25 protein-coding genes are annotated in these 24,312 nt (G+C 61.9%); 5 read left to right on the top strand and 20 right to left on the bottom strand.

Translation table 11 applies throughout. The features are described 5' to 3' along the window. Window positions 1–103: 103 nt before the first annotated feature. Both NA8A_RS12595 and leuS read right to left on the bottom strand, forming a co-directional pair. Window positions 104–649, bottom strand: coding sequence for an LPS assembly lipoprotein LptE (locus NA8A_RS12595; RefSeq protein WP_009450686.1), 546 nt, complete (start codon window positions 647–649; stop codon window positions 104–106). 46 nt (window positions 650–695) lie between these two features. Continuing rightward, the gene (leuS, locus tag NA8A_RS12590) at window positions 696–3,326 is read right to left on the bottom strand and encodes a leucine--tRNA ligase (RefSeq protein ID WP_009450685.1); all 2,631 of its coding nucleotides are present in this window, start codon (window positions 3,324–3,326) and stop codon (window positions 696–698) included. 154 nt (window positions 3,327–3,480) lie between these two features. On the opposite strand from leuS, the gene NA8A_RS12585 reads away from it, so the two are divergent. Continuing rightward, window positions 3,481–4,143, top strand: coding sequence for a YggS family pyridoxal phosphate-dependent enzyme (locus NA8A_RS12585; RefSeq protein ID WP_009450684.1), 663 nt, complete (start codon window positions 3,481–3,483; stop codon window positions 4,141–4,143). Window positions 4,144–4,166: 23 nt separating this feature from the next. Here NA8A_RS12585 and NA8A_RS12580 read toward each other — a convergent pair whose 3' ends face one another. Then, window positions 4,167–4,550 (bottom strand): hypothetical protein, encoded by a 384-nt coding sequence (locus NA8A_RS12580; protein WP_009450683.1) that lies wholly within the window; start codon window positions 4,548–4,550, stop codon window positions 4,167–4,169. Next, complete coding sequence (locus NA8A_RS12575) at window positions 4,551–5,006, bottom strand: cupin domain-containing protein (RefSeq protein ID WP_009450682.1); 456 nt, start codon at window positions 5,004–5,006, stop codon at window positions 4,551–4,553. Window positions 5,007–5,073: 67 nt separating this feature from the next. Between NA8A_RS12575 and NA8A_RS12570 the strand changes: the two genes are divergently transcribed. Continuing rightward, window positions 5,074–5,694 carry a TetR/AcrR family transcriptional regulator gene (locus tag NA8A_RS12570; protein WP_009450681.1) on the top strand — a complete coding sequence of 207 codons (621 nt, stop codon included), beginning with the start codon at window positions 5,074–5,076 and terminating at the stop codon, window positions 5,692–5,694. Window positions 5,695–5,743: 49 nt separating this feature from the next. Here NA8A_RS12570 and NA8A_RS12565 read toward each other — a convergent pair whose 3' ends face one another. Further along, window positions 5,744–6,127, bottom strand: a complete 384-nt coding sequence (locus tag NA8A_RS12565; RefSeq protein ID WP_009450680.1) for a hypothetical protein — start codon at window positions 6,125–6,127, stop codon at window positions 5,744–5,746. A gap of 151 nt (window positions 6,128–6,278) precedes the next feature. Then, complete coding sequence (locus NA8A_RS12560) at window positions 6,279–7,187, bottom strand: LysR family transcriptional regulator (RefSeq protein ID WP_009450679.1); 909 nt, start codon at window positions 7,185–7,187, stop codon at window positions 6,279–6,281. 120 nt (window positions 7,188–7,307) lie between these two features. Here NA8A_RS12560 and NA8A_RS12555 point away from each other — a divergent pair, with 120 nt between their 5' ends. Together NA8A_RS12555 and NA8A_RS12550 are read left to right on the top strand one after the other, a co-directional pair. Continuing rightward, the gene (locus NA8A_RS12555; protein ID WP_009450678.1) at window positions 7,308–8,492 is read left to right on the top strand and encodes an MFS transporter; all 1,185 of its coding nucleotides are present in this window, start codon (window positions 7,308–7,310) and stop codon (window positions 8,490–8,492) included. 34 nt (window positions 8,493–8,526) lie between these two features. Then, complete coding sequence (locus tag NA8A_RS12550; RefSeq protein ID WP_009450677.1) at window positions 8,527–9,561, top strand: aldo/keto reductase; 1,035 nt, start codon at window positions 8,527–8,529, stop codon at window positions 9,559–9,561. A 64-nt stretch (window positions 9,562–9,625) separates the two neighbouring features. Here NA8A_RS12550 and NA8A_RS12545 read toward each other — a convergent pair whose 3' ends face one another. After that, window positions 9,626–9,898, bottom strand: coding sequence for an usg protein (locus tag NA8A_RS12545; protein WP_009450676.1), 273 nt, complete (start codon window positions 9,896–9,898; stop codon window positions 9,626–9,628). 295 nt (window positions 9,899–10,193) lie between these two features. Here NA8A_RS12545 and acs point away from each other — a divergent pair, with 295 nt between their 5' ends. After that, window positions 10,194–12,149, top strand: a complete 1,956-nt coding sequence (gene acs / locus NA8A_RS12540) for an acetate--CoA ligase (RefSeq protein WP_009450675.1) — start codon at window positions 10,194–10,196, stop codon at window positions 12,147–12,149. 158 nt (window positions 12,150–12,307) lie between these two features. On the opposite strand, the gene NA8A_RS12535 is transcribed toward acs, so the two are convergent. The 13 genes from NA8A_RS12535 to rplU all read right to left on the bottom strand — a co-directional run bounded on the left by NA8A_RS12535 (window position 12,308) and on the right by rplU (window position 24,086). Further along, on the bottom strand, window positions 12,308–12,820 hold the full coding sequence (locus NA8A_RS12535; RefSeq protein WP_009450674.1) for an RNA pyrophosphohydrolase: 513 nt from the start codon (window positions 12,818–12,820) through the stop codon (window positions 12,308–12,310). A 24-nt stretch (window positions 12,821–12,844) separates the two neighbouring features. After that, on the bottom strand, window positions 12,845–14,023 hold the full coding sequence (locus NA8A_RS12530) for a divergent polysaccharide deacetylase family protein (RefSeq protein ID WP_009450673.1): 1,179 nt from the start codon (window positions 14,021–14,023) through the stop codon (window positions 12,845–12,847). 98 nt (window positions 14,024–14,121) lie between these two features. Then, complete coding sequence (locus tag NA8A_RS12525; protein WP_009450672.1) at window positions 14,122–15,447, bottom strand: S41 family peptidase; 1,326 nt, start codon at window positions 15,445–15,447, stop codon at window positions 14,122–14,124. Then, complete coding sequence (locus tag NA8A_RS12520; RefSeq protein WP_009450671.1) at window positions 15,437–16,741, bottom strand: murein hydrolase activator EnvC family protein; 1,305 nt, start codon at window positions 16,739–16,741, stop codon at window positions 15,437–15,439. Before NA8A_RS12520 ends, NA8A_RS12525 begins: the two co-directional genes overlap by 11 nt. A 195-nt stretch (window positions 16,742–16,936) precedes the next feature. Then, entirely contained in the window at window positions 16,937–17,419 is a 483-nt protein-coding gene (gene rlmH, locus NA8A_RS12515) for a 23S rRNA (pseudouridine(1915)-N(3))-methyltransferase RlmH (protein WP_009450670.1), read from the bottom strand. 65 nt (window positions 17,420–17,484) lie between these two features. Then, complete coding sequence (gene rsfS / locus NA8A_RS12510; RefSeq protein ID WP_040672574.1) at window positions 17,485–17,859, bottom strand: ribosome silencing factor; 375 nt, start codon at window positions 17,857–17,859, stop codon at window positions 17,485–17,487. Window positions 17,860–18,061: 202 nt separating this feature from the next. Next, complete coding sequence (locus tag NA8A_RS12505) at window positions 18,062–18,652, bottom strand: nicotinate-nucleotide adenylyltransferase (RefSeq protein ID WP_040672573.1); 591 nt, start codon at window positions 18,650–18,652, stop codon at window positions 18,062–18,064. Window positions 18,653–18,707: 55 nt separating this feature from the next. Further along, window positions 18,708–19,988 carry a glutamate-5-semialdehyde dehydrogenase gene (locus NA8A_RS12500; RefSeq protein WP_420864577.1) on the bottom strand — a complete coding sequence of 427 codons (1,281 nt, stop codon included), beginning with the start codon at window positions 19,986–19,988 and terminating at the stop codon, window positions 18,708–18,710. 6 nt (window positions 19,989–19,994) lie between these two features. Beyond that, window positions 19,995–21,149 (bottom strand): glutamate 5-kinase, encoded by a 1,155-nt coding sequence (gene proB / locus NA8A_RS12495; RefSeq protein ID WP_009450666.1) that lies wholly within the window; start codon window positions 21,147–21,149, stop codon window positions 19,995–19,997. A 19-nt stretch (window positions 21,150–21,168) separates the two neighbouring features. Next, entirely contained in the window at window positions 21,169–22,206 is a 1,038-nt protein-coding gene (gene obgE, locus NA8A_RS12490) for a GTPase ObgE (protein ID WP_009450665.1), read from the bottom strand. Window positions 22,207–22,415: 209 nt separating this feature from the next. Beyond that, complete coding sequence (locus tag NA8A_RS12485; protein WP_009450664.1) at window positions 22,416–23,003, bottom strand: GNAT family N-acetyltransferase; 588 nt, start codon at window positions 23,001–23,003, stop codon at window positions 22,416–22,418. Between the two features lie 121 nt (window positions 23,004–23,124). Next, window positions 23,125–23,394, bottom strand: coding sequence for a 50S ribosomal protein L27 (gene rpmA / locus NA8A_RS12480; protein WP_009450663.1), 270 nt, complete (start codon window positions 23,392–23,394; stop codon window positions 23,125–23,127). Window positions 23,395–23,474: 80 nt separating this feature from the next. Then, window positions 23,475–24,086 carry a 50S ribosomal protein L21 gene (gene rplU, locus NA8A_RS12475; protein WP_009450662.1) on the bottom strand — a complete coding sequence of 204 codons (612 nt, stop codon included), beginning with the start codon at window positions 24,084–24,086 and terminating at the stop codon, window positions 23,475–23,477. Between the last annotated feature and the right edge of the window lie 226 nt (window positions 24,087–24,312).

Raw genomic sequence — 24,312 nt, 5'->3', positions numbered from 1 at the left:
CAGCCTCAGGCGGCTGTTTCGACCAAGAGTGTGACGCCGCAATGACGCGCCACGCAACAGGCCGCAGATTTCCTTCCCGCAAGGATTGCTGCCGACAAGTATATTAAAGCCGCCCGCCGGCCTTCGCCAAGTCCTGGCCCAGTGCAAGGCGCAACAATTCGGCCAGTTCGCGCCCGGAACGGTCCTCGGCATTGCGAACCGCGCGCAGCGCCGCAAATTCCTGCCGCGGAACGTCGTAAGCGGACGTCACCTGCCGCGTTCCCGAAGCCAATGGCTGCGCTGTAGCGCTGTCTTTCAACGTATAGGTTGCAACCATGGTGAGCGTGGCAGCCGTCGGCTCGTTATCCGTGCCGACCTGGATTTGTGCGGCGGTGGACGTGGAGCGGGTGACTGTCAGATCGAGTGTATAGCGCGCATTGGCGGGTTGCCCGGCACCACCGTTCAGAAGGAAGATCAGGTGATTGCGAACCTGCTGCCCATATCGCGTGTCGACCGGCGAAATGGCAATCGAGGAAAGCGCCGGCGTCGAGGCGGCGCTGCCCGGCGCCACATCGGGCGTTGCCAGAAGGGGGCGCACCGTGCAGCCGGAAGCCACCGCGAGAGCGAGCGCCAGACCGGCCAGAAGCGAGACACGAGACGTCGGGTTCAAGGATACCCCCTGTTTGCAATCCAATTCGTAAGAGACCGGCAGCGAATCACACAACCAGGTTGACGATACGCTGTGGAACCACGATGACCTTGCGCGGCGTCGCGCCGTCCAAGGCTTTTTGCACGAAATCGAGCTTCAGCACCGCATCCTGGACCGCAGATTGATCCGCGTCGCGGGCAATTGTCAAATCACCGCGCTTCTTGCCGTTGATCTGGACCGGCAGCACGATTTCATTGTCGACGACAAGCGCGGGATCGAATTCAGGCCAGGCGCCGGCAGCCACCAGCCCCTCTCCACCCATGGCCACCCAGCACTCTTCCGCCAGGTGCGGCATGAAAGGAGCGACCAGGCGGATCAGAATCTCGACCGCCTCGCGCGCAGCCTTGCGCGCAGGCTCGTTCACACCCTCGTCCGCCCCCTTGCCAAGCGCGGAAACCGGCTCCTGCAGGTCGTTGACCAGTTCGTGGATGCGCGCGATGGCGCGGTTGAAAGCCAGGCGTTCAATATCCTCGCCGACGGCCTTCAGCGCCTTGTGCGCGGCCTTTGACGTCGCCTGTGCTGCACCTTCGTGTGCAGCCTCAGGCGCCACGCCGCGAATATGATCGGCGGCTTCCCCAACCAGACGCCAGACGCGCTGGACGAAGCGATGCGCGCCCGCCGCACCATCGTCGGTCCATTCCACATCGCGCTCGGGCGGCGAATCCGACAGCATGAACCAGCGGGCGGTATCCGCGCCGAAGGACTCGGTGATGTCCTCGGGGCTCACCGTGTTCTTCTTGGATTTCGACATCTTCTCCAGCGCACCGATGGCCACCGGCTTGCCGGATTCAAGCTCCGTGGCGATGCGGGCATCGCCCGAACCCTCGATGCGGATCTCGCCCGGCGCGAGCCAGCGCCCGTCTGCCGTGCGATAGGTCTCGTGAACCACCATGCCCTGCGTGAACAGGCCCTTGAAGGGTTCGGCCAGGGCCACATGCCCGGTATCGCGCATGGCGCGGGTGAAGAAGCGGGAATAGAGCAGATGCAGGATCGCATGCTCGATGCCGCCGATATACTGGTCCACCGGCAGCCATTCATTGGCGGCCTTGGGGTCGGTCGGATTGTTCTCCCAGGGGGCCGTGAAACGGGCGAAATACCAGGAGGAATCCACGAACGTATCCATCGTGTCCGTCTCGCGGCGCGCGTCGGAGCCGCATTTCGGGCACTTCACATGCTTCCATGTGGGGTGCCGGTCGAGCGGGTTGCCTGGACGGTCGAACTCCACATCGTCCGGCAGCTTGACCGGCAGGTCCGCCTTGGGTACCGGAACGATGCCGCAGGCCTCGCAATGGATCATCGGGATCGGACAGCCCCAGTAGCGCTGGCGCGAAACACCCCAGTCGCGCAGGCGGAAATTCACCTTGCGCTCGCCCACCGGGCGTCCGTTGATGGCCATCGAGGAAAGGCGGTTTGCCACCTCATCGAACGCTGCCTTCGGCGTCATACCGTCCAGGAAGCGCGAATTGATCATCACGCCGTCATCGGCATAGGCTTCCTCGGTGATCTGGAAGGTCGCGGCATCCGCGCCCTCGGGCATTACCACAGGAATGACCGGCAGACCGTATTTGTTGGCGAAATCCAGGTCGCGCTGATCGCCCGCAGGGCAGCCGAAAATCGCGCCCGTGCCGTAGTCCATCAGCACGAAATTGGCCACATAGACCGGCAGCGTCCATTCCGGATCGAGCGGATGGCGCACACGCAGACCCGTATCGAAGCCCTTCTTCTCGGCGGTCTCCAGCGCTGCCGCCGAGGTACCGATACGCCGGCACTCGTCACAGAAATTGGCGAGCGCTTCGTTCGTCTCGGCCAGTTGCTTCGCAAGCGGATGGTCGGCAGCAATCGCCATGAAGGACGCACCGAACAGCGTGTCGGGCCGCGTCGTGTAGACTTCCAGTTCGCTCGCCCCGTCGGGTGCGGTTTCGGCAACCAGCGCCCAGCGCACCAGCATGCCTTCCGAGCGGCCAATCCAGTTGCGCTGCATCAGGCGCACCTTCTCCGGCCACTGGTCGAGACCGTCGATGGCTTCGAGCAGATCCTCGGCATAATCGGTGATCTTGAAGAACCATTGCGCCAGTTCGCGGCTTTCCACCTCCGCGCCCGAGCGCCAGCCGCGCCCGTCGATCACCTGTTCGTTGGCGAGCACGGTCTGGTCGACCGGGTCCCAGTTCACCTTGGAGGTCTTGCGGCCGACCAGCCCCTTGTCGAAAAAGTCGACGAACAGCATCTGCTGGCGATGATAATAATCCACGTCGCAGGTGGCGAATTCGCGGCTCCAGTCGAGCGACAGGCCGAAGGTCTTCAGCTGGTCGCGCATCACCGCGATATTCTGGTAGGTCCACTCCTTGGGATGCACCTTGTTCTGCATCGCCGCGTTCTCGGCCGGCATGCCGAATGCATCCCAGCCCATCGGGTGGAGCACATTGTAACCCTTGGCCCGCTTGTAGCGCGCCACCACGTCGCCCATCGTGTAGTTGCGCGTGTGGCCGATATGGATGCGCCCGGACGGATAAGGGAACATCTCAAGCACATAATATTTCGGCCGCGCATCGTCGTTGCGGGCTTCGAACAGCTTGGCTTCGTCCCAGGCCTTTTGCCAGCGAGGTTCGGAGACGCGGGGGTTGTAACGTTCGGTTGCCATGGCCGGATTTTCACATGATAAGAAGCAGAAACTTTGACGGCGGACCTTCACCATGGTTTCGCCGGAGCGTCAACTCCTAAGCACTCTTGCGACAGGCGGCGAAAGCCCCGCCTGTCGCTCGGTCTGGGCCAGAAGCGAGGAATGAACGGGCATCATGAGCAAGGCCGTCGAAAATCTGCGTGCGGTGAAGGAAGCAATCGCGAAGGCCGAAACGGCCGCCGGCCGGCCCGCCGGTTCGGTAACGCTGGTGGCCGTTTCCAAGACCTTTGACGCCGATGCAATCCGGCCTGTGATCGAGGCAGGGCAGCGGGTGTTCGGCGAAAACCGCGTTCAGGAAGCGCAGGGCAAATGGCCTGCGATGCAGGCGGATTTCCCCGATATCGAGCTGCGCCTCATCGGCCCGCTGCAATCGAACAAGGCCGCCGATGCCGTGGCGTTGTTCGACGTGATCGAAACGGTCGACCGCGAAAAGATCGCTCGCGCACTGGCGGACGAAATGAAGAAGCAGGGCCGGAGCCCGCGGCTTTATGTCCAGGTTAATACGGGTCTGGAAGAGCAGAAGGCGGGCATCGACCCGCGTGAGGCAGTAGCTTTCGTCAAGCGGTGCCGAGAGGAGCACGATCTGGCCATCGAGGGGCTTATGTGCATTCCCCCTTTCGACGAGAACCCGGGCCCGCATTTCGCGCTTTTGGAAAAGCTCGCCCGTGAAGCCGGCGTCGAGAAATGCTCCATGGGCATGTCCGGCGACTATGAAATTGCTGTCGGCTTCGGCGCCACCAGCGTGCGCGTCGGATCGGCGATCTTCGGCACGCGCTGAGGCTGGGCTGGCGCATTTTCCAGTCAGGCGGGCCGCACCGCGCGGCGCGTCTGGAATGCGACAACCGCCAGAAACGCCGCCATGGATAAAAGCACGAGGATGGAGCCTGCCTTGGCGAGGGTTTCACCCTCTCCCCGGACAGCCAGGGCAATGCCTGGGGTCAGCACGATGACACTCAGATGCGCTAGAGCTACCTGCGCGCGCGCCAGCAGGCCCATCGAGGCCTGCGGGTAAAGTGAATAGAAAGCACCATACAATGCCAGCGACGCCCAGCCCAGAAGGTTGAGATGTCCGTGGGCAGCAGCAAGCGTGTGGTCGCCGGATGCCGACATGACAATGCCGAAGATCATGCCCAGAAGCGCATAGATCGCCGCCCCCAGCCAGCAGGTTTTGGAAAGGGTGTTCATTCAGTCCTCACAGATGATCATGCCAAAGGATCGGCCATGCCGCGCCACCCATTCGAGGCGGTCGGCGGCCATTGAGCGTTTTTGCGCGGCGGGTTCGTGCGCCGGTATCCGCGCCGCCTCGAAGAATGCTTCGAAACCGCGTGGTGAAAACCCGGTGATGAAACGCACCGCCCGGTCGCCGGGATTTATGAAACTGTGCGCCACACCGGGGCCGATGCTCAGCCCCATGCGTGCATCGAGCCTCTTGCGTCCGCCCGACAGGAGAACATCGAGCGTTCCCTCGCAGATGTAGAAGAACTCACTGAAATCGGGATGATGATGCATGGGCGGCCCCGCCACGCCGGGATCCGTGATGACTTCAAGCAGCGAGAACGTTTCGGGCGACGGCAACAGCGTCACGCGATGCCCCAGCACGAAGCCCGGCCCCGTCAGGCCGTTCATTTCCAGGATTGTCATTGATGGTTGCCCCCAACCGGTGCTATACATGTTCTTATAATGAGATTTTGTCTCACAAGGAGAAAAAATGTCAACTGAAAAGATGAAGCCGCCGACCGACAAGCGCCAGAACCAGCGCCTGCGGACCCGCCGCGCGCTTCTGGCTGCTCTGCGTGAGATTCTCGAAAAGGGTGGCGCGCCTTCCATGGAGGAAGTCGCCGACCGGGCGCTGGTGTCACGCGCCACGGCCTATCGCTATTATCCGAATATCGAAACCATGATCCTTGAAGCAGGCTTCGATGCGGCGATGCCTGCGACAGATGATTTTTTCGCCCAGCTTTCCGGGGCGGACGTGCGCGAGCGACTGCACCGTGTTCCCGAACTCCTGTTCGGCATCGTTGAAAACGATGAGGTGAAGTTTCGGCGCTTTCTGGCCGCCACCCTGCTTGACAGCGCCAATGCATTGTCGACGGGCTCCGAGCGCGTCTACCGGCGTGGCGGCCGTCGCTTCGGCCTCCTGGAAAAAGCGCTGGAGAACACGGAGTTGGAGAAGGAACAGCGGCGCAAGCTGATTCGCATGCTGGCGTTGGTTGTGGGACCCGAGCTTTTCATTTCAGGCGTCGACAGCTGCCACATGGAACGCAAGGAGATTGTTCCGGCGATGCAATGGATCGTCGATGCCATATGGGAAAAGATCGAGCGCGAATGAAAAGAGCGCTGGGAAAGATCCCGGCGCTCCGCCGCATCAGCGATGAAAATCAGGCGCGCACCGGCCCACTTCCCACCGAACGCATCACCGTCACTGCAAATAAAAGCATTCCCGCAAGTATCAGCAGGGAGCCTGCCTTGGCGAGCCCTTCGCCCTGCCCCATCACTGCCATGGCGATGCCCGGCACGATGACCAGAACCCCAAGCTCGGCCAACAGAACCTGCAATTTCGCAACGCGGCTTTCCGCCGCCTTGGGAACGAGCGTGTAAAATGTGCCGTAGAGCGCGATGGTCGCCCAACCGAGCAGGTTGAGATGCCCGTGCGCGGGCGCCAGCGTATGGTCGCCCGACGCCGCCATCACGACACCGAAGATCATTCCAAGCACGGCGTAGATGGGCGCCGTAATCCAGCAGATTTTTGCCAATCCGTTCATGTTTAACCCCTTTTGCCTATAAAGGCCTGCCCCAGGGGATGAGCCCGAGCCCGCTTGACTCCTCCCGATTTCCGCCTCCTCGAAACCGTTTCGGCGAAGTCGCATCATACACCCGGGAGGTCAGGGCTTGAACAAAAGAAATAAGCCGGCTTCATTCCAGCTGAATTCTCTCCACGAGAAAATCAAGGAACGCCCGCACCCGGGCAGGCAGGAACGGCCCCTGCCCCACATAGACGGCGTGGACCGTCTCCACATCGCCCGGATTAAAGGCCTCCAGCAGAGGAACCAGCCTTCCAGCGGCGATATCCGCCCCCACATGCCAGAGTGCATGCCGAGCGATCCCCGCCCCTGCCAGCGTCATCAGCCGCATGGTCTCTCCGTCGCTGACAAGCGAGCGACCCGAAGGGCTGATGGAAGACGGTTGCCCGTCCTTTCCAAGAAACGGCCAGCCTTCGTGCATACGCGAAAAGCAGAAACCCAAAAGATTGTGCTTTTCCAGATCGGCCGGAACGTCCGGTTTGCCGTGTCTGGCAAGATAGGCGGGTGAAGCCACCAGCACCATGCGCGTCTCCCCCAACTTGCGCGCGATGAGACTGGAATCCGCCAGCGGCCCCGCGCGGATCGCAAGATCGGCACGCTCTTCCAGGAGATCGACCACATGGTCGGTGAGTACAAGATCGACCGCGACTTCGGGATAGCGCTCCTGAAAGGCAGGCACGAGCGGCACCAGCCTGTGCTGGCCGAAAGGCACGTTGCTGTTGACCTTCAACCGTCCGCGCGGCGCAGCGCCGGCTGCAGCGGCCTTCTCGGCCGCTTCCATATCCGCCAGAATCCGCAGCCCGCTCTCGTAAAATGCATTGCCTTCGGGCGTTATCTGCAAACGTCTCGTGGAACGGCGCAGAAGTTGCGTCCCCAGCCGCGCCTCCAGCCGGGCAATGAGCTTGCTCACGGCCGAGGGCGTCATTTTCAGGTCACGCGCCGCAGCCGAAAAGCTCTGCAGCTCCACCACCCGGGTAAAAACCTCCATCTCTCCGGAACGATTGATGTCCGTGCGCGGCATTGTTGAAATCAAATCCCAGGTGTTTTGAATTATCGCAATCTATTTCATCAGTGACGTGAGGTCCATCTAGTCCTTGAAGGCCGGTCCCGTCACCGGCGCCATCACGACCAAGGACAAGATATGCCCCTCGCCCTTTACGCGCTCACCGCCGGTGCCTTCGGCATCGGCGTCACCGAATTCGTCATCATGGGCCTGCTTCTGGAGGTGAGCGCCGATCTGGACGTCACCATATCCGCAGCTGGCCTGCTCATTTCCGGTTATGCGCTCGGGGTCGTTGTCGGCGCCCCCATCCTCGGCGCCCTGACCGGACGCTGGTCACGCAAGACGTTGCTTCTGGCGCTGATGGTGGTGTTCACCCTTGGCAACCTCGCCTGTGCGCTGGCGCCCGATTACTGGTCACTGATGGCTGCAAGAGTGTTGACGGCCTTCGCGCATGCCTCATTTTTCGGCGTCGGCTCGCTTGTCGCCACCGGGCTCGTAGCCCCTGACCGCAAAGCCTCGGCAATCGCGGTCATGTTCACCGGCCTGACCGTGGCGAACATTCTGGGTGTGCCGTTCGGCACTTGGCTCGGACAGGCGTTCGGCTGGCGCTCCACCTTTCTGGCTGTCACGCTGGTGGGCCTTGCAGCCTTTGCCGTCATCGCCCTGCTCGTGCCGCGCGACGACGCTCCCCAAAGCCAGGAGGCCGAAGACAATTCACTTGCCGTTCTGCGCCGCCCACAAGTGCTGCTTGGCCTCCTCACTACGGTTCTGAGCTGGATCGGCGTCTTTGCCGCCTTCACCTACATCGCTCCGATCCTGACCCGGATCACCGGCTTTTCGGAGAGTGCCGTTTCCCCCGTGCTGCTCGTATTTGGCGCTGGCCTGATCGCCGGAAACCTTCTCGGCGGTCGCCTCGCCGACTGGCGGCTGGTGCCTGCGATGCTCGGCTCGCTCGCCGCCCTTTCGGCGGTCCTCTTCGCCATGAGCTTTGCCATGCACGACAAGGTCGCGGCCGTAATTGCCATCGGCCTGTTCGGCGCCGCAGCCTTCGCAACGGTTCCACCCCTGCAGATGTGGGTACTGGAAAAGGCCGACGGCGCAGGCCAGGGCCTCGCTTCCTCATTCAACATAGCCGCTTTCAACCTCGGCAACGCCATCGGCGCCTGGCTTGGCGGCACGGTGATCGACAAGGGTCCCGGTCTCGATGCGGTGATCTGGGTTGCAGGGCTCGTTCCGCTGGCAGCCCTTGCAACTGCCCTCTTCGCCCGACGCCTCGGTCACCCGTCCCGCATCGCATCTCCCGCATGCGAGCAGGCACACTGAATCTGTCTCACCCCGACACACAAGGAGAATGACAATGGAATACCGCAATCTGGGGGCGTCCGGCCTCAAGGTACCCGTATTGAGTTTCGGCACCGGCACTTTCGGTGGCACAGGCCCATTGTTCGGCGCCTGGGGAAACACCGACGCCACGGAAGCACGACGGTTGATCGACATCTGCCTCGAGGCCGGCCTCAATCTTTTCGACACCGCGGATGTCTATTCGGACGGCGCATCCGAGGAAGTGCTCGGCGAGGCCATCCGGGGCAGGCGCGACAAGGTGCTGATCTCCACCAAGACCGCGTTGCCGATGGGTGACGGGGCAAATGAAGCAGGCACCTCGCGCGCTCGTCTCATCCGCGCCGTCGATGCGGCCCTCGCACGGCTTGGTACCGATTATATCGATCTCCTCCAGCTTCACGCCTTCGATGCCGCGACACCGGTCGAGGAGGTGCTGTCCACGCTCGATGACCTCACCCGCACCGGCAAGCTCCGCTATACGGGCATTTCCAACTTCTCCGGCTGGCAGGTGATGAAGTCCCTTGCCGCTGCCGATCGCCACGGGTGGCAACGCTATGTGGCACATCAGGTCTACTACTCGCTTGTCGGTCGGGATTACGAGTGGGAATTGATGCCGCTTGGCCTGGATCAGGGTTTGGGCGCGCTGGTCTGGAGCCCCCTCGGCTGGGGCCGCCTCACCGGCAAGGTCCGCCGCGGTGAAGAACTGCCCGAAAAGAGCCGCCTGCACGATACGGCGAGCTTCGGCCCTCCGGTTCCAAACGAACTGCTTTATCGTGTTGTCGACGCGCTTGAGGAAGTGGCCGCCGAAACGGGCAAGACCGTGCCGCAGATTGCCATAAACTGGCTGATCGGGCGCCCGAGCGTTTCATCCGTCATCATCGGAGCCCGAAACGAGGAACAGCTTCGGCAGAATCTCGGTGCCATCGGCTGGTCGCTCACTCCAGAGCAGGTCGCCCGCCTCGACGCGGCAAGTCTGGTGGATGCCCCTTACCCCTACTTCCCCTATCGCCGGCAGGCAGCTTTCGCACAGCTCAACCCGCCCGCCGTTTGAAAACAGGACAGGTGCCGGAGGGTTGCGAAAAACCTTCGGCACCTTGCCTTCACGACGCCGGTTCTCAGTGAAGGGCGAGCTCACCCTTCACGCTGCGCCACTCGCTCGCCGATATGAGACGGCGATGCGTGTAGACCACTGAATGCAAGGGCCCATCGAGTTTCGCTTTCCAGAAACCGATAAAGCGATGAAGCGCCGGAAAATCCGGCGCAAGATCATAGTCCTGCCAGATGAAACTCTGCAGGAGATGAGGATGATCGGGCATGTGGTACAGAAACTCGGCCGTTGTCATCCCGTAGCCCTTGAGCATCAGCTCGAATTCGCTCGCATGCTGCATGCCTTGCCTTTCCGAATCGCGTTCAAGCCACCGGGAAATTCTGCAGGGAAAGGACTTGATGGTCCATGGTAAACTAGCTTAAAAGCCATCATTTATTATTTAAATACAGAATGTTAGCAGCGATTTACGACAAGTGCTAACACAATCCATGTCGCATTTTCGCGTCACTTTTTGCCGCCACCCAATGTCTAATGTTGTCGACGACAACAGAATGGTAATAATGCGCGCGAGCCAGGAGGCCCCGCGCCGTTCAGCGCGTGCCCGGTCTCCAGCGAGCGCATACCGGGAGGAGCAAATGTCCGAAGTGCATGTTCACCGCGTGAAATCCGCGTGGAAGAAGAACGCGTTGATCGATAACGACACCTATCTGAAGTGGTATAAGGACAGCATCAAGGACCCGGAGAAATTCTGGAACAAGCACGGTAAGCGCATCGACTGGTTCAAGCCCTACACCAAGGTGAAAAACACCTCCTTCAAGGGCAAGGTTTCCATCAAATGGTTCGAGGACGGCGTCACCAACGTCGCCTACAACTGCATCGACCGCCACCTGAAGAAGCGCGCAGACCAGACGGCGATCATCTGGGAAGGCGACAATCCCTATGACGACCGCAAGATCACCTATCGCGAGCTCTACGAGCATGTGTGCCGTCTTGCCAATGTGATGAAGTCGCGCGGCGTCAGGAAGGGCGACCGCGTCACCATCTACATGCCCATGATCCCCGAGGCGGCCTACGCGATGCTCGCCTGTGCGCGTATCGGGGCGATCCATTCCGTGGTCTTCGGCGGCTTTTCGCCCGACTCGCTTGCCGGCCGCATCGAGGACTGCAAGTCGGACTTCGTCATCACCGCGGACGAAGGATTGCGCGGTGGCAAGAAGATTCCGCTCAAGGAAAACACCGACAAGGCCATCGCCATCGCCGAGAAGGCGGGCGTGAAGGTTCGCCATGTGCTGGTGGTCCGTCGCACGGCCGGCAAGATCAACTGGTTCGAGGACCGCGATCTCTGGTACGATGTGGAGACGGCAAAGGCCAAGCCCGACTGCAAGCCGGAGAAGATGAAAGCGGAAGACCCGCTGTTCATCCTCTACACCTCCGGCTCCACGGGCAAGCCCAAGGGCGTGCTTCACACCACGGCCGGCTATCTGGTCTACGCCTCGATGACGCATGAATACGTCTTCGACTATCATGAAGGCGACATCTACTGGTGCACCGCCGATGTGGGCTGGGTCACCGGCCACAGCTACATTCTCTATGGCCCGCTTGCCAATGGCGCCATCACCCTCATGTTCGAGGGCGTACCCAACTACCCGGATGCTTCCCGCTTCTGGCAGGTGGTCGACAAGCACAAGGTCAACATCTTCTACACTGCGCCCACCGCGATCCGCGCGCTGATGGGCGCCGGCGACGACTTCGTCACCCGCACCTCCCGCAAGTCGCTGCGCATTCTCGGATCCGTGGGAGAACCCATCAATCCCGAGGCTTGGGAATGGTATTACAACGTGGTCGGCGAGAAGAAGTCGCCCATCGTCGACACCTGGTGGCAAACGGAGACGGGCGGCATCCTCATCACCCCGCTGCCCGGCGCGACCGACCTGAAGGCCGGTTCCGCCACCCGCCCCTTCTTTGGCGTTCAGCCTGAACTGGTGGATGGCGACGGCAAGATTCTGGAAGGTGCGACCAGCGGCAATCTGTGCATCGCCGATTCCTGGCCCGGTCAGATGCGCTCCGTCTATGGCGACCACGAGCGCTTCATCCAGACCTATTTCTCCACCTACAAGGGGAAATATTTCACCGGCGACGGCTGCCGCCGCGACGAGGATGGCTATTACTGGATCACGGGCCGCGTGGACGATGTCATCAACGTGTCCGGCCACCGCATGGGGACGGCGGAGGTGGAATCCGCGCTCGTCAGCCATGACAAGGTGTCCGAGGCCGCCGTGGTCGGCTACCCGCACGATGTGAAGGGCCAGGGCATCTATTGCTATGTCACCCTGATGGCCGGAGTTAAGGGGTCGGACGAGCTCAAGAAGGAGCTGGTCACGCATGTGCGCAACGAGATCGGCCCCATCGCCTCACCGGACAAGATTCAGTTCTCGCCCGGCCTGCCGAAAACCCGTTCCGGCAAGATCATGCGACGCATCCTGCGCAAGATCGCCGAGGACGATTACGGTGCGCTTGGTGACACATCGACACTCGCCGATCCCGCCGTCGTCGACGACCTCATCGACAATCGCCAGAACAAGAAGGCCTGACCGTTCGCTGTTGGCCTCACGCGGACGGGCAAGCAGGCGGCGCGCCGCCTGTCTTGCCACGCATTCCTCCTGATCCCGAGGTCGTGCCTTCATCCTTCATCCCGCCCTCATGGTGAGCTTGTCGAACCACGAGGGCGGGATGAAGGGTACCCGCCAATCTACGGAACCAAATGCCGGAAAGCGGCGACGACGCTGTCATAGACCGGCCGCTTGAAAGGAACGATAAGTTCCGGCAGCTCCAGCATCGGCTTCCATTCCCAGGCGTCGAACTCCGCCTCATGTCCGCCGGGTGGCGGGTTGATGGCGATCTCGCTGTCGCGGCCCTCGAAGCGGAAAGCGAACCATTTCTGCTTCTGCCCGCGATACTTGCCCTTCAGGGCAACGCCCACCAGATGCTCAGGCAGATCATAGGTGATCCAGTCCGGTGTTTCAGCAAGCAGCGCGACGCTTTTCATGCCGGTTTCCTCGTAGAGCTCGCGATAGGCGGCATCGCGGGGTTCCTCGCCCTTGTCGATACCGCCCTGCGGCATCTGCCACAGGCGTGTTGAACCCGACAGCTCGTCCGTTCCTTCGTTGACAATGCGCCGACCGGCCCAGGCCAGTCCATCCCCATTCAGAACCATGATGCCGACACACGGCCGGTAGGGGAGTTCACCTGATTTCTTGCTCATTCTGTCGATTGGCCCCGCCTTGTTTCACCGCGCCTCTGGATCGAAGGCGACGGCTGAAATCGGCACGATCTCAATGCCGCGCCCGGCCACCTCATTGGCCCATCCGGCCACGGTGTCAATCGTCTCGTCGAAAGCTGAACCCGTACCGATTGCATAGCCCTTGGCGCGCGCGATACGCTCGAGTTCATCGAGTTTCTTCAAAATATCTGCCGGGGCCGGGCGGCGGTTTCCGCCGATGGGGTCGATGAGCACATCGGCCGCAGCAAACGGTACCGAGAGACTGCTGGCCAGATCCTGCGCCTTGCTGCGCGCCGAGGTGCCGTCATCCAGATACATCAGGCCCCGTTTGGAAAGCTCTTCCATGACCGGCTCAAGCGCGCCCTCATCGGCCGTGAAGCGCCCGCCCATATAGTTCATGACGCCCGTATAGTTTGTGATTCGCGACAGCGCCCAGCGCAAACGGCTGAGATTCTGTCCCTCGCCGGAATCGACGGTCAGCGTGTTACGCCCGGGGTTCTCGTTCGGATACCCAAAGGGTTCCATCGGAACCTGAAGAATGATCTCGTGCCCGGCCTTGCGCGCCGTCTGCATCCACCGCGACAGGCTGTTGCCTGCGGGCGCGAAGGCCAGCGTTACTTCAGGCCCCAACGCCTCGATGGCCCGCTGCGTCGTCGTCTGCGAAAGCCCGAGCCCGCCGATCACAACTGCAATGCGGGCGCCCCGAGCGCCCGACCAGCTGCGTGCATAAACATCGAACGGCCGACGCCCGCCCGGTTGGCGCACCGGCAGAGGACCGGCCTCCGATTCCTCGATAAGCGCGCGGTCCGGCAGATGGGCAAGGCGTGGGTGCTGCCCCATCGCCGAAGGATCGCGAATGACGATAACGCCATTGCCTGAAGCTGGCTCGCTTTCCTGGGGTGTCACCTTCACGATGGCGGCGTCTGGAGCCCCGGTGCGCACCGAGGTCGCCTCCGGCTTGGTCTCGGCCACCGTGGTTGTTTCGACAGGCTCTGTAACCGCAACCGGGACCGGCGTCCTGAAAGGACGCTCACGCAATGAAACGGCAAGCGAAACGCCAACCACTGCAACGGCAGCAAGACCAAGCAGAATGCTCCCCTTGCCGAAAGAGCGCCCACGGCTCTTCCTGGAAGGCTTGGCATCGCGCCCAAGCGGCCGGTCAATATCCTTTTTGCCCGAAGTCATACCCACCCGTGACAACCGTCAAGGTCACAAATCCTGCAGGGCCTTCATGAAACCCTGATGTCATCGCCGGCAGGAAACCCGCCGGCGATGCACCTGTTCTACTGATTCATGACCGCCTTGTCAGGGTTAGGCGGGAAGGCCGGATCTGTTTTCTCGCCGCGCAGCAATTCAAGTGCAGCTGCAAGCTGAACATCGTCCTTCGGATCCGGCGGCACATAGGCGATGGAGCCCGATCCCTCGTCGTTCTCCTCAGCGCCCTTGATGTGGCCCGGCAGATCCGATTCGCCACGGCGCAGGTCGCGCCCCTGCAATTCCTCGGGCAGCGGCTGGTCGACCTTGATGTCCGGCGTGATGCCCTTGCCCTGGATCGATTCACCCGATGGCGTGTAGTAAAGCGCGGTCGTCAGACGCAACGCGCCACTCTCGCCGAGCGGAATGATCGTCTGGACCGAGCCTTTCCCGAAGGACTGCGAACCGAGCACGGTCGCACGGCGGTGATCCTGCAGCGCACCGGCCACGATCTCCGAAGCGCTCGCCGAGCCGCCATTGATCAATACGATGATCGGCTTGCCATTGACCACGTCACCGGGCCGCGAATCGAACCGCGAAATGTCATTCGCTTCACGCCCGCGGGTGGAGACGATTTCACCCCGGTCGAGGAAGGCGTCGGACACACTGACCGCCTGGTCGAGCAGACCGCCCGGATTGAGCCGCAGGTCGAGCACATAGCCCTTCAGTTTGTCGTTCGGAATGTCCTTGCCGATGGTGTCGATGGCGTTCATCAGATCGTCGAAGGTCTTCTCCGTGAAGGAGGTGATCTTCAGGTAGCCGACATCGCCCTCTGCGCGGAATTTCACCGCCTTCACCTTGATGATATCGCGCACGATGGTCAGCTCGATCGGCTTGTCCGCGCCTTCGCGCAGGATCGTCAGCTTGATCGGGGTGTTGACGGCGCCACGCATCTTGTCGACCGCATCGTTGAGCGACATGCCGCGCACTTCGTCGCCATCGATCTTGGAAATCAGATCGCCGGCCAGAACGCCCGCACGGGCGGCAGGCGTATCGTCGATGGGCGAAACGACCTTGACCAGTTCGCTGTCCATGGTGACTTCAATGCCAAGCCCGCCGAATTCGCCCTTGGTCTGCACCCGCATGTCCTTGGCGGCTTCGGGATTGAGATAGGAGGAATGCGGATCAAGCGAGGAGAGCATGCCGTTAATGGCGCTCTCTACCAGCTTCTTATCGTCCGGCGGCGTGACATACTGCGCGCGCACACGCTCGAAGATATCGCCGAAAATGGCGAGTTCCCGGTAGGTGTCGGAGCCGGCCGCGTTTGCCGCGAAGCCGCCAACGCTGTGCACAAGCGTTACCGCAGACGCACCCATCAGGGCGCCGGCAAACAATAGCGACAAGTTACGTTTCATTTCCTGTCCTTCCAGAGTGTCCCGGAGCCCACCAGGCTTTGGGGTCGATCGGTTTCCCGTTCTTCCTGAATTCCACATACAATTCCGGCATGGAGCCTTCGCCCACCGGGCCTGCAATGCTTGCCAGCCGCGTTTCACCCATCGTTCCGATAGGCTCGCCCGCCAACACCGATTGACCAAGGGAAACGTTGACCTTCCCCAGCCCTGCAAGCACGATATGATAACCGTCGCCGGCATTCAGTATCAATAGCTGACCATAGGAACGGAAAGGCCCGGCATAAAGCACCGTCGCCCCCGCTGGTGCAGTTACGATTGCCCCCGATTGTGTTCTTAGAATGTCGCCCTTGAGCGCAGCGCCCGTGTCATCATCCTCGCCGAAGCGCGCTGCGAACTGGCCGGAAGCCGGCAAAGACAATCCGCCCACACGGCGAGCGAAAGGCACGGATTCTCCCAGCCGATGCTCAGGCGAAGTTGGCTCGCTGGCGCGCTTCTTGCGTTCTTCCTCAGCCGTTTGCAGCGACGTGATTTCGGTTTCAAGCGATCCGATGAGTTCCTGCAGGCTTCCAGCACGCGCGGCCAGCGTCTCAGCCTGCTTGCGCTCCTCCGCCATGCGGTTTTCCGCCTCGTCCTGAAGGCGTTTCTTCTCGTCGAGCAGCAGCGTCAGCCGCTCCTTTTCCTCAACCTGTTCGGTCACCGTCTTCTGCAGCTTGTCCCGCTCGCTCTCGATGGAAGTGACGATGCGCGAAAGATCGCGAAGGTCCCCCAGAAGCACCTCCGTCTCTTCGCGCAGCTCCGGCACGACGGCGCCCAGAAGAATGGCGCTTCGAACCGAAGCCAGCGCATCTTCGGGCCGCACCAGAATGGCCGGAGGTGGATTGAGGCCCATGCGCTGAAGAGCGCCCAGCACCTCGGCAAGAACACCGCGCCGGGCCTGGAGCGATTCGCGCAGATATCCCTCCTCGTGCCGCAGCGTCGTCAGGCGCAGGGAAATCTCGTCGATGTCTTCGCTGAGCTTGCGCTCGGTCTTGGCCGCCTGGATCAGCGCTGCGGTGATCGATGCGTTGTCATTCTTGATGCTGGCGATCTGTGCCGTGATCTCGTCCAGCCTTTGCTGGGAAAGCTCGATCTCGCGATTGACATCCTGATATTCCGCGCTGGTTTTTTCCCGCTCGCTTTCCAGCACCTCGATGCCGTCCTGCGCCGGCGATCCAAGCGCCGAACCCAGAAGCAGCGCCGCAGCCAGCGCCGCGCGCAACGAGAACCCAAGCTTTGCCGAATCCGGCGCCTTTATCATCCTTCGTCTTTCCCGGAAGAAACCACGAGCGACATTAAGGCCCCTTTCGTTAAGGAACCATCAACCATGATGCGCCTTTAGATCAATCATCGGTTGTATTTTTCAACCTGTCAACAATCTGAGTATTTTGCATCAAGCTGAAATCGTCCGCCCTCCGCATGATTGCGGGGCAGAGGGAAGATGGAGCGACGTTTCTCACGCCCGATGATAGGGGTGCCCCGAAAGAATGGTGGCCGCGCGATAGAGCTGCTCGGCGAGCATGACCCGCACCAGCTGGTGTGGCCAGGTCTGCGCACCGAACGAGATGGCACGCTCGGCCGATTGGCGGAATTCCGGGTCGTGCCCGTCAGGCCCGCCGATCACCAGAACGAGTTGGCGCCGGCCCTGATCGCGCAAATCCGCGATGGCCGTGCTGAACGCCTCTGAGGTCAGGTTTTTCCCGCGCTCGTCGAGAAGGAAGATCGCGGCGCCATCGGCCTGCATCTCCCTGATCTTGCGGCTTTCCTCGCGGCGGCGCTCGTCGGTGCCGCGCGCACGGCTCTCGGCAAACTCGTTGAGGCCGGAAAACTCCAGCCCGACAGCCGGGCCGCTTTTGGCGAAACGGTCGAGATAACGGCCCGCCAAATCCCTTTCGGGGCCGGCCTTCATCCGGCCCACGGCGCAAATTCCAACGCGCATTCCAGCCTCTCCGCCCCATGGGGGCAAAGCTGGCTCAAAGTCCCGCCGCCCTTACGGGCAGGCGATCAGTGAACCGTCTCATCCTCCAGGTCCGGAGCCTGCCACATCTTCTCGATGTTGTAGAACTCACGAACTTCGGGGCGGAAAATATGGACGATGATGTCGCCCGAATCGATCAGAACCCAGTCCGCGCCCGAAAGACCTTCGACGCGCGCCGTGCCCAGACCGGCTTCCTTGAGCGCACGCAGCAGGTGGTCCGCCACCGCCGCAACATGGCGATGCGAACGACCCGACGCCACGATCATGTGGTCGGCGAGGGGCGACTTGCCCTGGATATCGATGGATACGATGTTTTCCGCCTTGGAGTCTTCGAGACTCGCGATGGCTGTTTCTACGGCCCGGGCCACCAGATTGCCGCTGGCTCCGGCCGGCGAAGGCATCATGTCAGCCTTCTTCGTAAGTGCTGTTCTCAGCGTCTTTCCTTTCCCATAAGAACAAGCTCGTCATGCGCTTAATACCGCCTGACGTCTTTTAGATAGGCAGAGTCTCTTAACACTTTCAAGACATGGGCCAATCACATGTTTTGCCCGGCCCATTCCCGATAGGGCGGCGAGGGAGCCGCCGCACGATCAAACCGTGCCCCTAAACCTCGCGCGCCGCATCGCGGATCGCGGTTGAGGACAGCGAGGAACGCGGTCCGTGAATGAAGGTCCAGGAGGGTGGTCGACGATGCGCGAGGACCGGTGCATCGTTCTCATCGATGCGCGCATGATCGAATGTCTTGGCCATGGTGGAAGAGAGAAATGCCAGCGTATCTCCGGGCCGGTCGATCACGGCGATCGGTATGGACTGTGCGATCTCCCGCCAGCGTTCCCAGCGGTGGAAGTCGCGTAAGCTGTCGGCGCCCATGATCCATACGAAATCGACGCCCGGATTGCGGTGCTGTACGAGCCGGATCGTGTCGGCCGTATAGCGGATACGATGCCGCGCCTCGAAGGCGGTCACCTTGATCCGGGGATCGGTGGTACATTTCTCCGAAAGCGCGATCCGCTCGGCAAGCGGCGCAAGCTCGCGATGATTCTTGAGGGGATTGCCCGGCGTCACGATCCACCAGAGCTGATCGAGGTGAAGCCGTCGCAGCGCCGTCTCCGCAACGAGCGCATGTCCCGCATGAGGTGGGTTGAAGGAGCCGCCGAAAAGTCCGACGGCCATTCCCTTCTCCACATACGGCATGCGCAGATAGCGCTCGGCCACTGGCCTGTTCCCCCCGCTCATAGCGAAACGCAGATCAAGGCCGCAGCTGGCCGTTGCCGCGCACGCGGTATTTGAACGAGGTCAACTGCTCGACGCCAACCGGACCGCGCGCATGCATCTTGCCCGTGGCAATGCCGATCTCCCCGCCCATGCCGAACTCGCCGCCATCAGCGAACTGAGTGGAGGCATTATGCAGCAGGATCGCCGAATCGATCTCGTTGAAGAACCGCTCCACCGCCGCATCGTCCTCGGCCACGATGGCTTCGGTGTGGTGCGAGGACCATGTCCCGATATGGCTGATTGCCTCACCCACCCCGTCGACCAGTTTCACGGAGATGATGGCATCCAGATATTCGCGGCTCCAGTCCTCGTCCACGGCAGGCCTGGCCGCAGAAAAACGTGCGCAAACTTCCGCATCCCCGCGGATTTCGCAGCCTGCCGCCTCAAGCGCCGTCAATACGGGCACAAGCAGCACATCCGCTGCGGCACGATCCACCAGCAGGGTTTCCGCCGCACCGCATATGCCCGTCCGGCGCATCTTGGAATTGACCGCGATGGCGACCGCCATGTCGGGTTTTGCGGACTTGTCGAGATAGAGATGGCAGATGCCCTCGAGATGCGCAAAAACCGGCACGCGCGCCTCGTTCTGGACACGCTCCACGAGGCTGCGCCCGCCACGGGGTACGATCACATCGAGATTTCCCGACAATCCCTTGAGCATTTCGCCCACGGCCGCGCGATCGGTCACGGGCACGCGCTGGATCGCATCGGCGGGCAACCCCGCCTTCTCAAGCCCTTCCACCATGCAAGCATGGATCGCCGCGGAGGAATGGGCGGAATCCGACCCACCGCGCAAGATCACCGCATTGCCGGCCTTGAGACAGAGAGCACCGGCATCCGCCGTCACATTGGGGCGGCTTTCATAGATGACGCCGATAACGCCCAGCGGCGTGCGCACCCGCTCTATCGAGAGCCCGTTCGGCCGCTCCCAGGCCGCGATCACGTCGCCCACCGGGTCTTTTAAAGCCGCAATGGCGCGGATACCGTCGGCCATGCCGGCGATGCGGCCCATGTCGAGTTTGAGCCTGTCGAGCAGTGCCGGCGAAAGCCCTGCCCTTTCGCCATTCGCCATATCAACCGCATTCGCAGCGAGAATCTTGTCCTCGTTGCGCAGCAACGCAGCAGCCATTTCAGCAAGCGCCAGGTTCTTCTGCTCAGAAGATGCGATGGACAGTGGACCGGCTGCAGCGCGGGCGCGCTTGCCGATATCGTTCATGAGCGCGGCAATATCCGCGCCTTCCTGCCTGTTTTCCATCAACATCTATCCCTCCGCCTGTTCCGTCTGGCCCTGCCGTATATGGGATGACAACACCAGATCGTCGCGGTGCACCATCGCCGCGCGCGCGTCATAGCCGAGCACCTCGGCGATATCTCCGGTTTTCAGCCCGGCAATTCTTACGGCATCCGCCGCATCATAGGCAACAAGCCCCCGCGCCGCCTCGCGACCGTCAGGCCCGAGGATCGCCACCGTGTCGCCGCGCGAGAAATTGCCGCTCACGCTCGTCACGCCCGCGGGCAAAAGCGACTTGCCGGCAGAAAGCGCGCGCACAGCGCCTTCATCGACCGTCACCATGCCTGCCGGCTCAAGCTGACCCGCGATCCATGTCTTGTAGGCGCGCACCGGAGCCTCGCTCGCCATGAAAAGCGTCGCCCGCGCGCCCTCATCGATTGCCGACAGAGGATGAAGCCGCGTGCCGGAAGCAATGAACATCGCCGTTCCGGCAGCCGTGGCAATGCGGCCCGCATCCAGCTTGGTGCGCATGCCGCCGCGCGACAGTTCCGATGCAGCCGCCCCCGCCATCGCCTCGATCTCGGGCGTGATCGCTTTCACGACAGGAATGAACTCGGCATCCGGGTTGCTGGCCGGCGGCGCGGTGTAGAGACCGTCGACATCCGACAGAAGCACGAGCAGATCCGCACCCAGCATGGTCGCAACCCGCGCAGCCAGCCGATCATTGTCGCCATAGCGGATTTCGCTGGTCGCGACCGTGTCGTTCTCGTTGATGACGGGAACCACATCCATCTTGAGCAGCGTGGAGATCGTCGCCCTGGCATTGAGATAGCGGCGGCGCTCCTCGGTATCGCCCAGCGTGACCAGAACCTGGCCCGACTTCAGGCCGCGCTTGCGCAATTCCTGATCCCATGCCGCCGACAGGGCGATCTGCCCCACCGCCGCCGCGGCCTGGCTTTCCTCAAGCCGCAGGCTGCGCCGCTCAATGCCCAGAATGGTGCGTCCCAGCGCGATGGCGCCCGAGGAGACCACCAGCACCTCGACACCGGCTGCCCGCAGCTTGGCGATGTCGTCCACCAGAGCGGAAAGCCATTCCCGCTTGAGCCCGGTCTTGCGGTCGACAAGAAGCGCAGAGCCGATTTTGACCGTGATGCGCCGATGCGCCTTAAGCTCGGAACGGGTCATGATTGTCTTGCCTGAATGCCTATTTCTGCCACCGGTCATCGACCGTGTCGGCTGCTTGCTCTTCTGCGCGCTCTTCCTCGATCACCCGCATAAGCGCGCGCAGCACCTCCTGAACGCCCTCGCCGGTTGCCGCTGAAAGCATGAGCGGTTTGCGACCGGCAATCGCCTCAAGCGCCGCCTGTTTTTCCACGCGGGTTTCCTCGTCGATCAGATCGACCTGGCTCAGCGCGAGAATCTCGGTCTTGTCGGTGATGCCATGACCATAGGCTTCGAGTTCGCCACGCACGGTCTCATAAGCCACGGCCGGGTCTTCCTCGCGCGCCGAGACCAGGTGCAGGAGCGCCCGTGTGCGCTCCACATGACCGAGAAAACGATCCCCGATGCCCACGCCCTGATGCGCACCCTCGATCAGGCCCGGAATATCGGCCAGCACGAACTCCCGTGCATCGACACGCACGACGCCAAGATTCGGATGCAGCGTCGTGAAGGGATAATCCGCGATCTTCGGCTTGGCCGCAGTGACGGCCGCAAGGAAGGTCGATTTGCCGGCATTGGGCAGACCGACGAGCCCTGCATCGGCGATCAGCTTGAGCCGCAGCCAGAGCCAGGCCTCCTCTCCGGGCAGGCCCGGATTGGCGCGGCGCGGCGCGCGGTTTGTCGAGGATTTGAAATGCTGGTTGCCGAAACCGCCATTGCCGCCGGCAGCCAGACGGAAGCGTTGCCCGACCTCCGTCAGATCGCAGATCAGCGTCTCGTTGTCTTCCTCGTAGACCTGTGTTCCGACAGGCACCTTGAGCACAGTATCGGCTCCCTTGGCACCCGTCCGGTTGCGCCCCATGCCATGCATGCCGGTCTTGGCCTTGAAATGCTGCTGGTAGCGATAATCGATCAGCGTGTTGAGGCCATCCACGGCCTCAACCCAGACATCGCCGCCCCGGCCACCATCGCCGCCATCCGGCCCGCCGAACTCGATGTATTTTTCCCGCCGGAACGAAACGGAGCCTGCCCCGCCATCGCCGGAGCGGATATAGACCTTGGCCTGATCGAGAAATTTCATGGGTTCGGCCGTCTTTCCTAGAGCACTCTAAAGCCAGGCGGTTTCACCTGGCCCCCGCACGAATGGGGAGAAACAATGAGATGCATCCTCCCACGCTTTTCCATGAAAAGGCGAGACGAGCTCTTTCTGCGGCAACCCTGTACAGCATCGCGCGCAGAAGTGCGAGAGCGGACGATCTGCTTCGCCCGCACTCACGTTTCGATTGCCGGTCAGGCGCCCCAGCTTCTGAGGCTCACCCATGTCCGGCGGTCGAGCTGATAACGCTCGACGGGAACCTTGCCGGCCACCGCGGAATCCATCATGCCCTGTCCGGCATACTGGAAGCCGCATTTGTGAATGACCCGGCGCGAGGCCGTGTTGGTCACCCGGCAGGAAACATTGAGCCGATCGATATCGGTCGCCCGGAAGGCAAGGTCCACGAGGGCATGGGCCGCTTCCGTGGCATAGCCTCTCCCCCAATAGGGTTCACCGATCCAGTAACCGATTTCCAGCCCCGTCTCGCGGTTCTCGAGCCCCGCACAGCCGATGAAGGCGCCGCTTTCCGAAAGCGTGATCGCATAGGTACAGCCCTTCATTCCGCCATTTCGCACGCGCGTCAGGAATGCATCGGCATCCTGCAGACGATAGGGATGAGGCATGCGGGCCAGCATCTCGGCGAGGCGCCGATTGTTGGCCAGCTCCACCAGCTCCGTCACATCGTCATCGCGCGGGATGCGCAGGACGAGACGCTCGGTGACGAGAACCGGGCACTCGATCCTTATACTTTCGCTTTCGACCTCTTCACTTTCGGCAACCATCTTTCTTCCTCCGGGCAAAATAAAAAGGGGAGATGGCGACCCATCTCCCCTTTGAACCTTTTCCGGACTGTCCAGACACCGGCCCCCGAGATGGGTCGCCGGCATTTGGTGAGCGGACCGGCTATTCCGCGGCTTCCGTAATCGGGTTGACCGATACGTAGGTTCGACCATTGGCTTTTTTGGCGAACGAAACGGCGCCCTGAATAAGGGCGAAAAGCGTATGGTCTTTACCCATGCCGACATTGACGCCGGGATGCCACTTCGTGCCGCGCTGACGCACGATGATGTTGCCGGCGAGAACGTTCTCGCCGCCGAACTTCTTCACGCCAAGGCGCTTGGACTCCGAATCGCGACCGTTACGCGAGGAACCGCCTGCTTTTTTGTGTGCCATTTGCTTACTCCTTTGCGCCCCTCAGGACGCCTGAATTATCGCCGCGCGCTAGCGCGTTGTTGTTCAAACAGCCTTCCGGCTTATTTCGACAGTTCCTTGGCCTGCTCGCGCCAGTCCTTGATCTGGTCTGCGCTGAACGGCATGGCTTCGTCGATCCGCACCACATCCTCGTCGGAAAGGGCGGCCACCTGGGCAAAGGTGGTGATGCCCTGCTCGGCGAGCTGACCGGCTGCAACCGGGCCGATGCCCTTGATCTTGGTCAGATCGTCGGGCTCGCCGGCCGGAGCGGTGAAGAGGGGAGCAGCCGCTGCGGGCGCTTCCGACTTCGTCTCTGCCTTCTTCGCCGGCTTTTCAGCGGCCTTCTTCGAGGGCTTCGCGCCGCCGGTGAGGATCTCGGAGATGCGCACCGTGGTCAGAAGCTGGCGATGGCCGCGCTTGCGGCGCGAGTTCTGACGGCGACGCTTCTTGAAGGCGATGACCTTCTTGCCACGGCCCTGCTCGACAACCTCGGCGGCCACGGCGGCGCCTTCCACGAGGGGAGCGCCGAAGGTAACGTCATCGCCCTGACCGACGGCCAGAACTTCTGCGAACTGAATGATCTCGCCGGGCTCGCCGACGACCCTCTCGACCTGCACGAGGTCGTTGGCGGCAACGCGATATTGCTTTCCGCCGGTTTTGATGACTGCGAACATTTTTCTTGCCTTTCGGTGTCCGGTCCGGCTTGAACCGCTTCGCGGTGCGCCGTCTTTTTGTCAGTCTTTAGGGTTAAATGACAAACGGCGCAGGGACTGGCCCACGCCGCAGGTCGCGTGTCCATAACGGAACCTGTCTACAAGGTCAAGCCGCGAGCCGAAATAGACGCAGATTGGGCCTTGTATCGGAAGCGATCACCGGTTATCTAGTGCGCCGCGCCGGCAC

The sequence above is a fragment of the Nitratireductor indicus C115 genome (genome assembly GCF_000300515.1).
Taxonomy (GTDB): domain Bacteria; phylum Pseudomonadota; class Alphaproteobacteria; order Rhizobiales; family Rhizobiaceae; genus Nitratireductor; species Nitratireductor indicus.
Note: the sequence above shows the minus strand (reverse complement) of the source record. Positions and strands in the feature narration are given on the sequence as shown.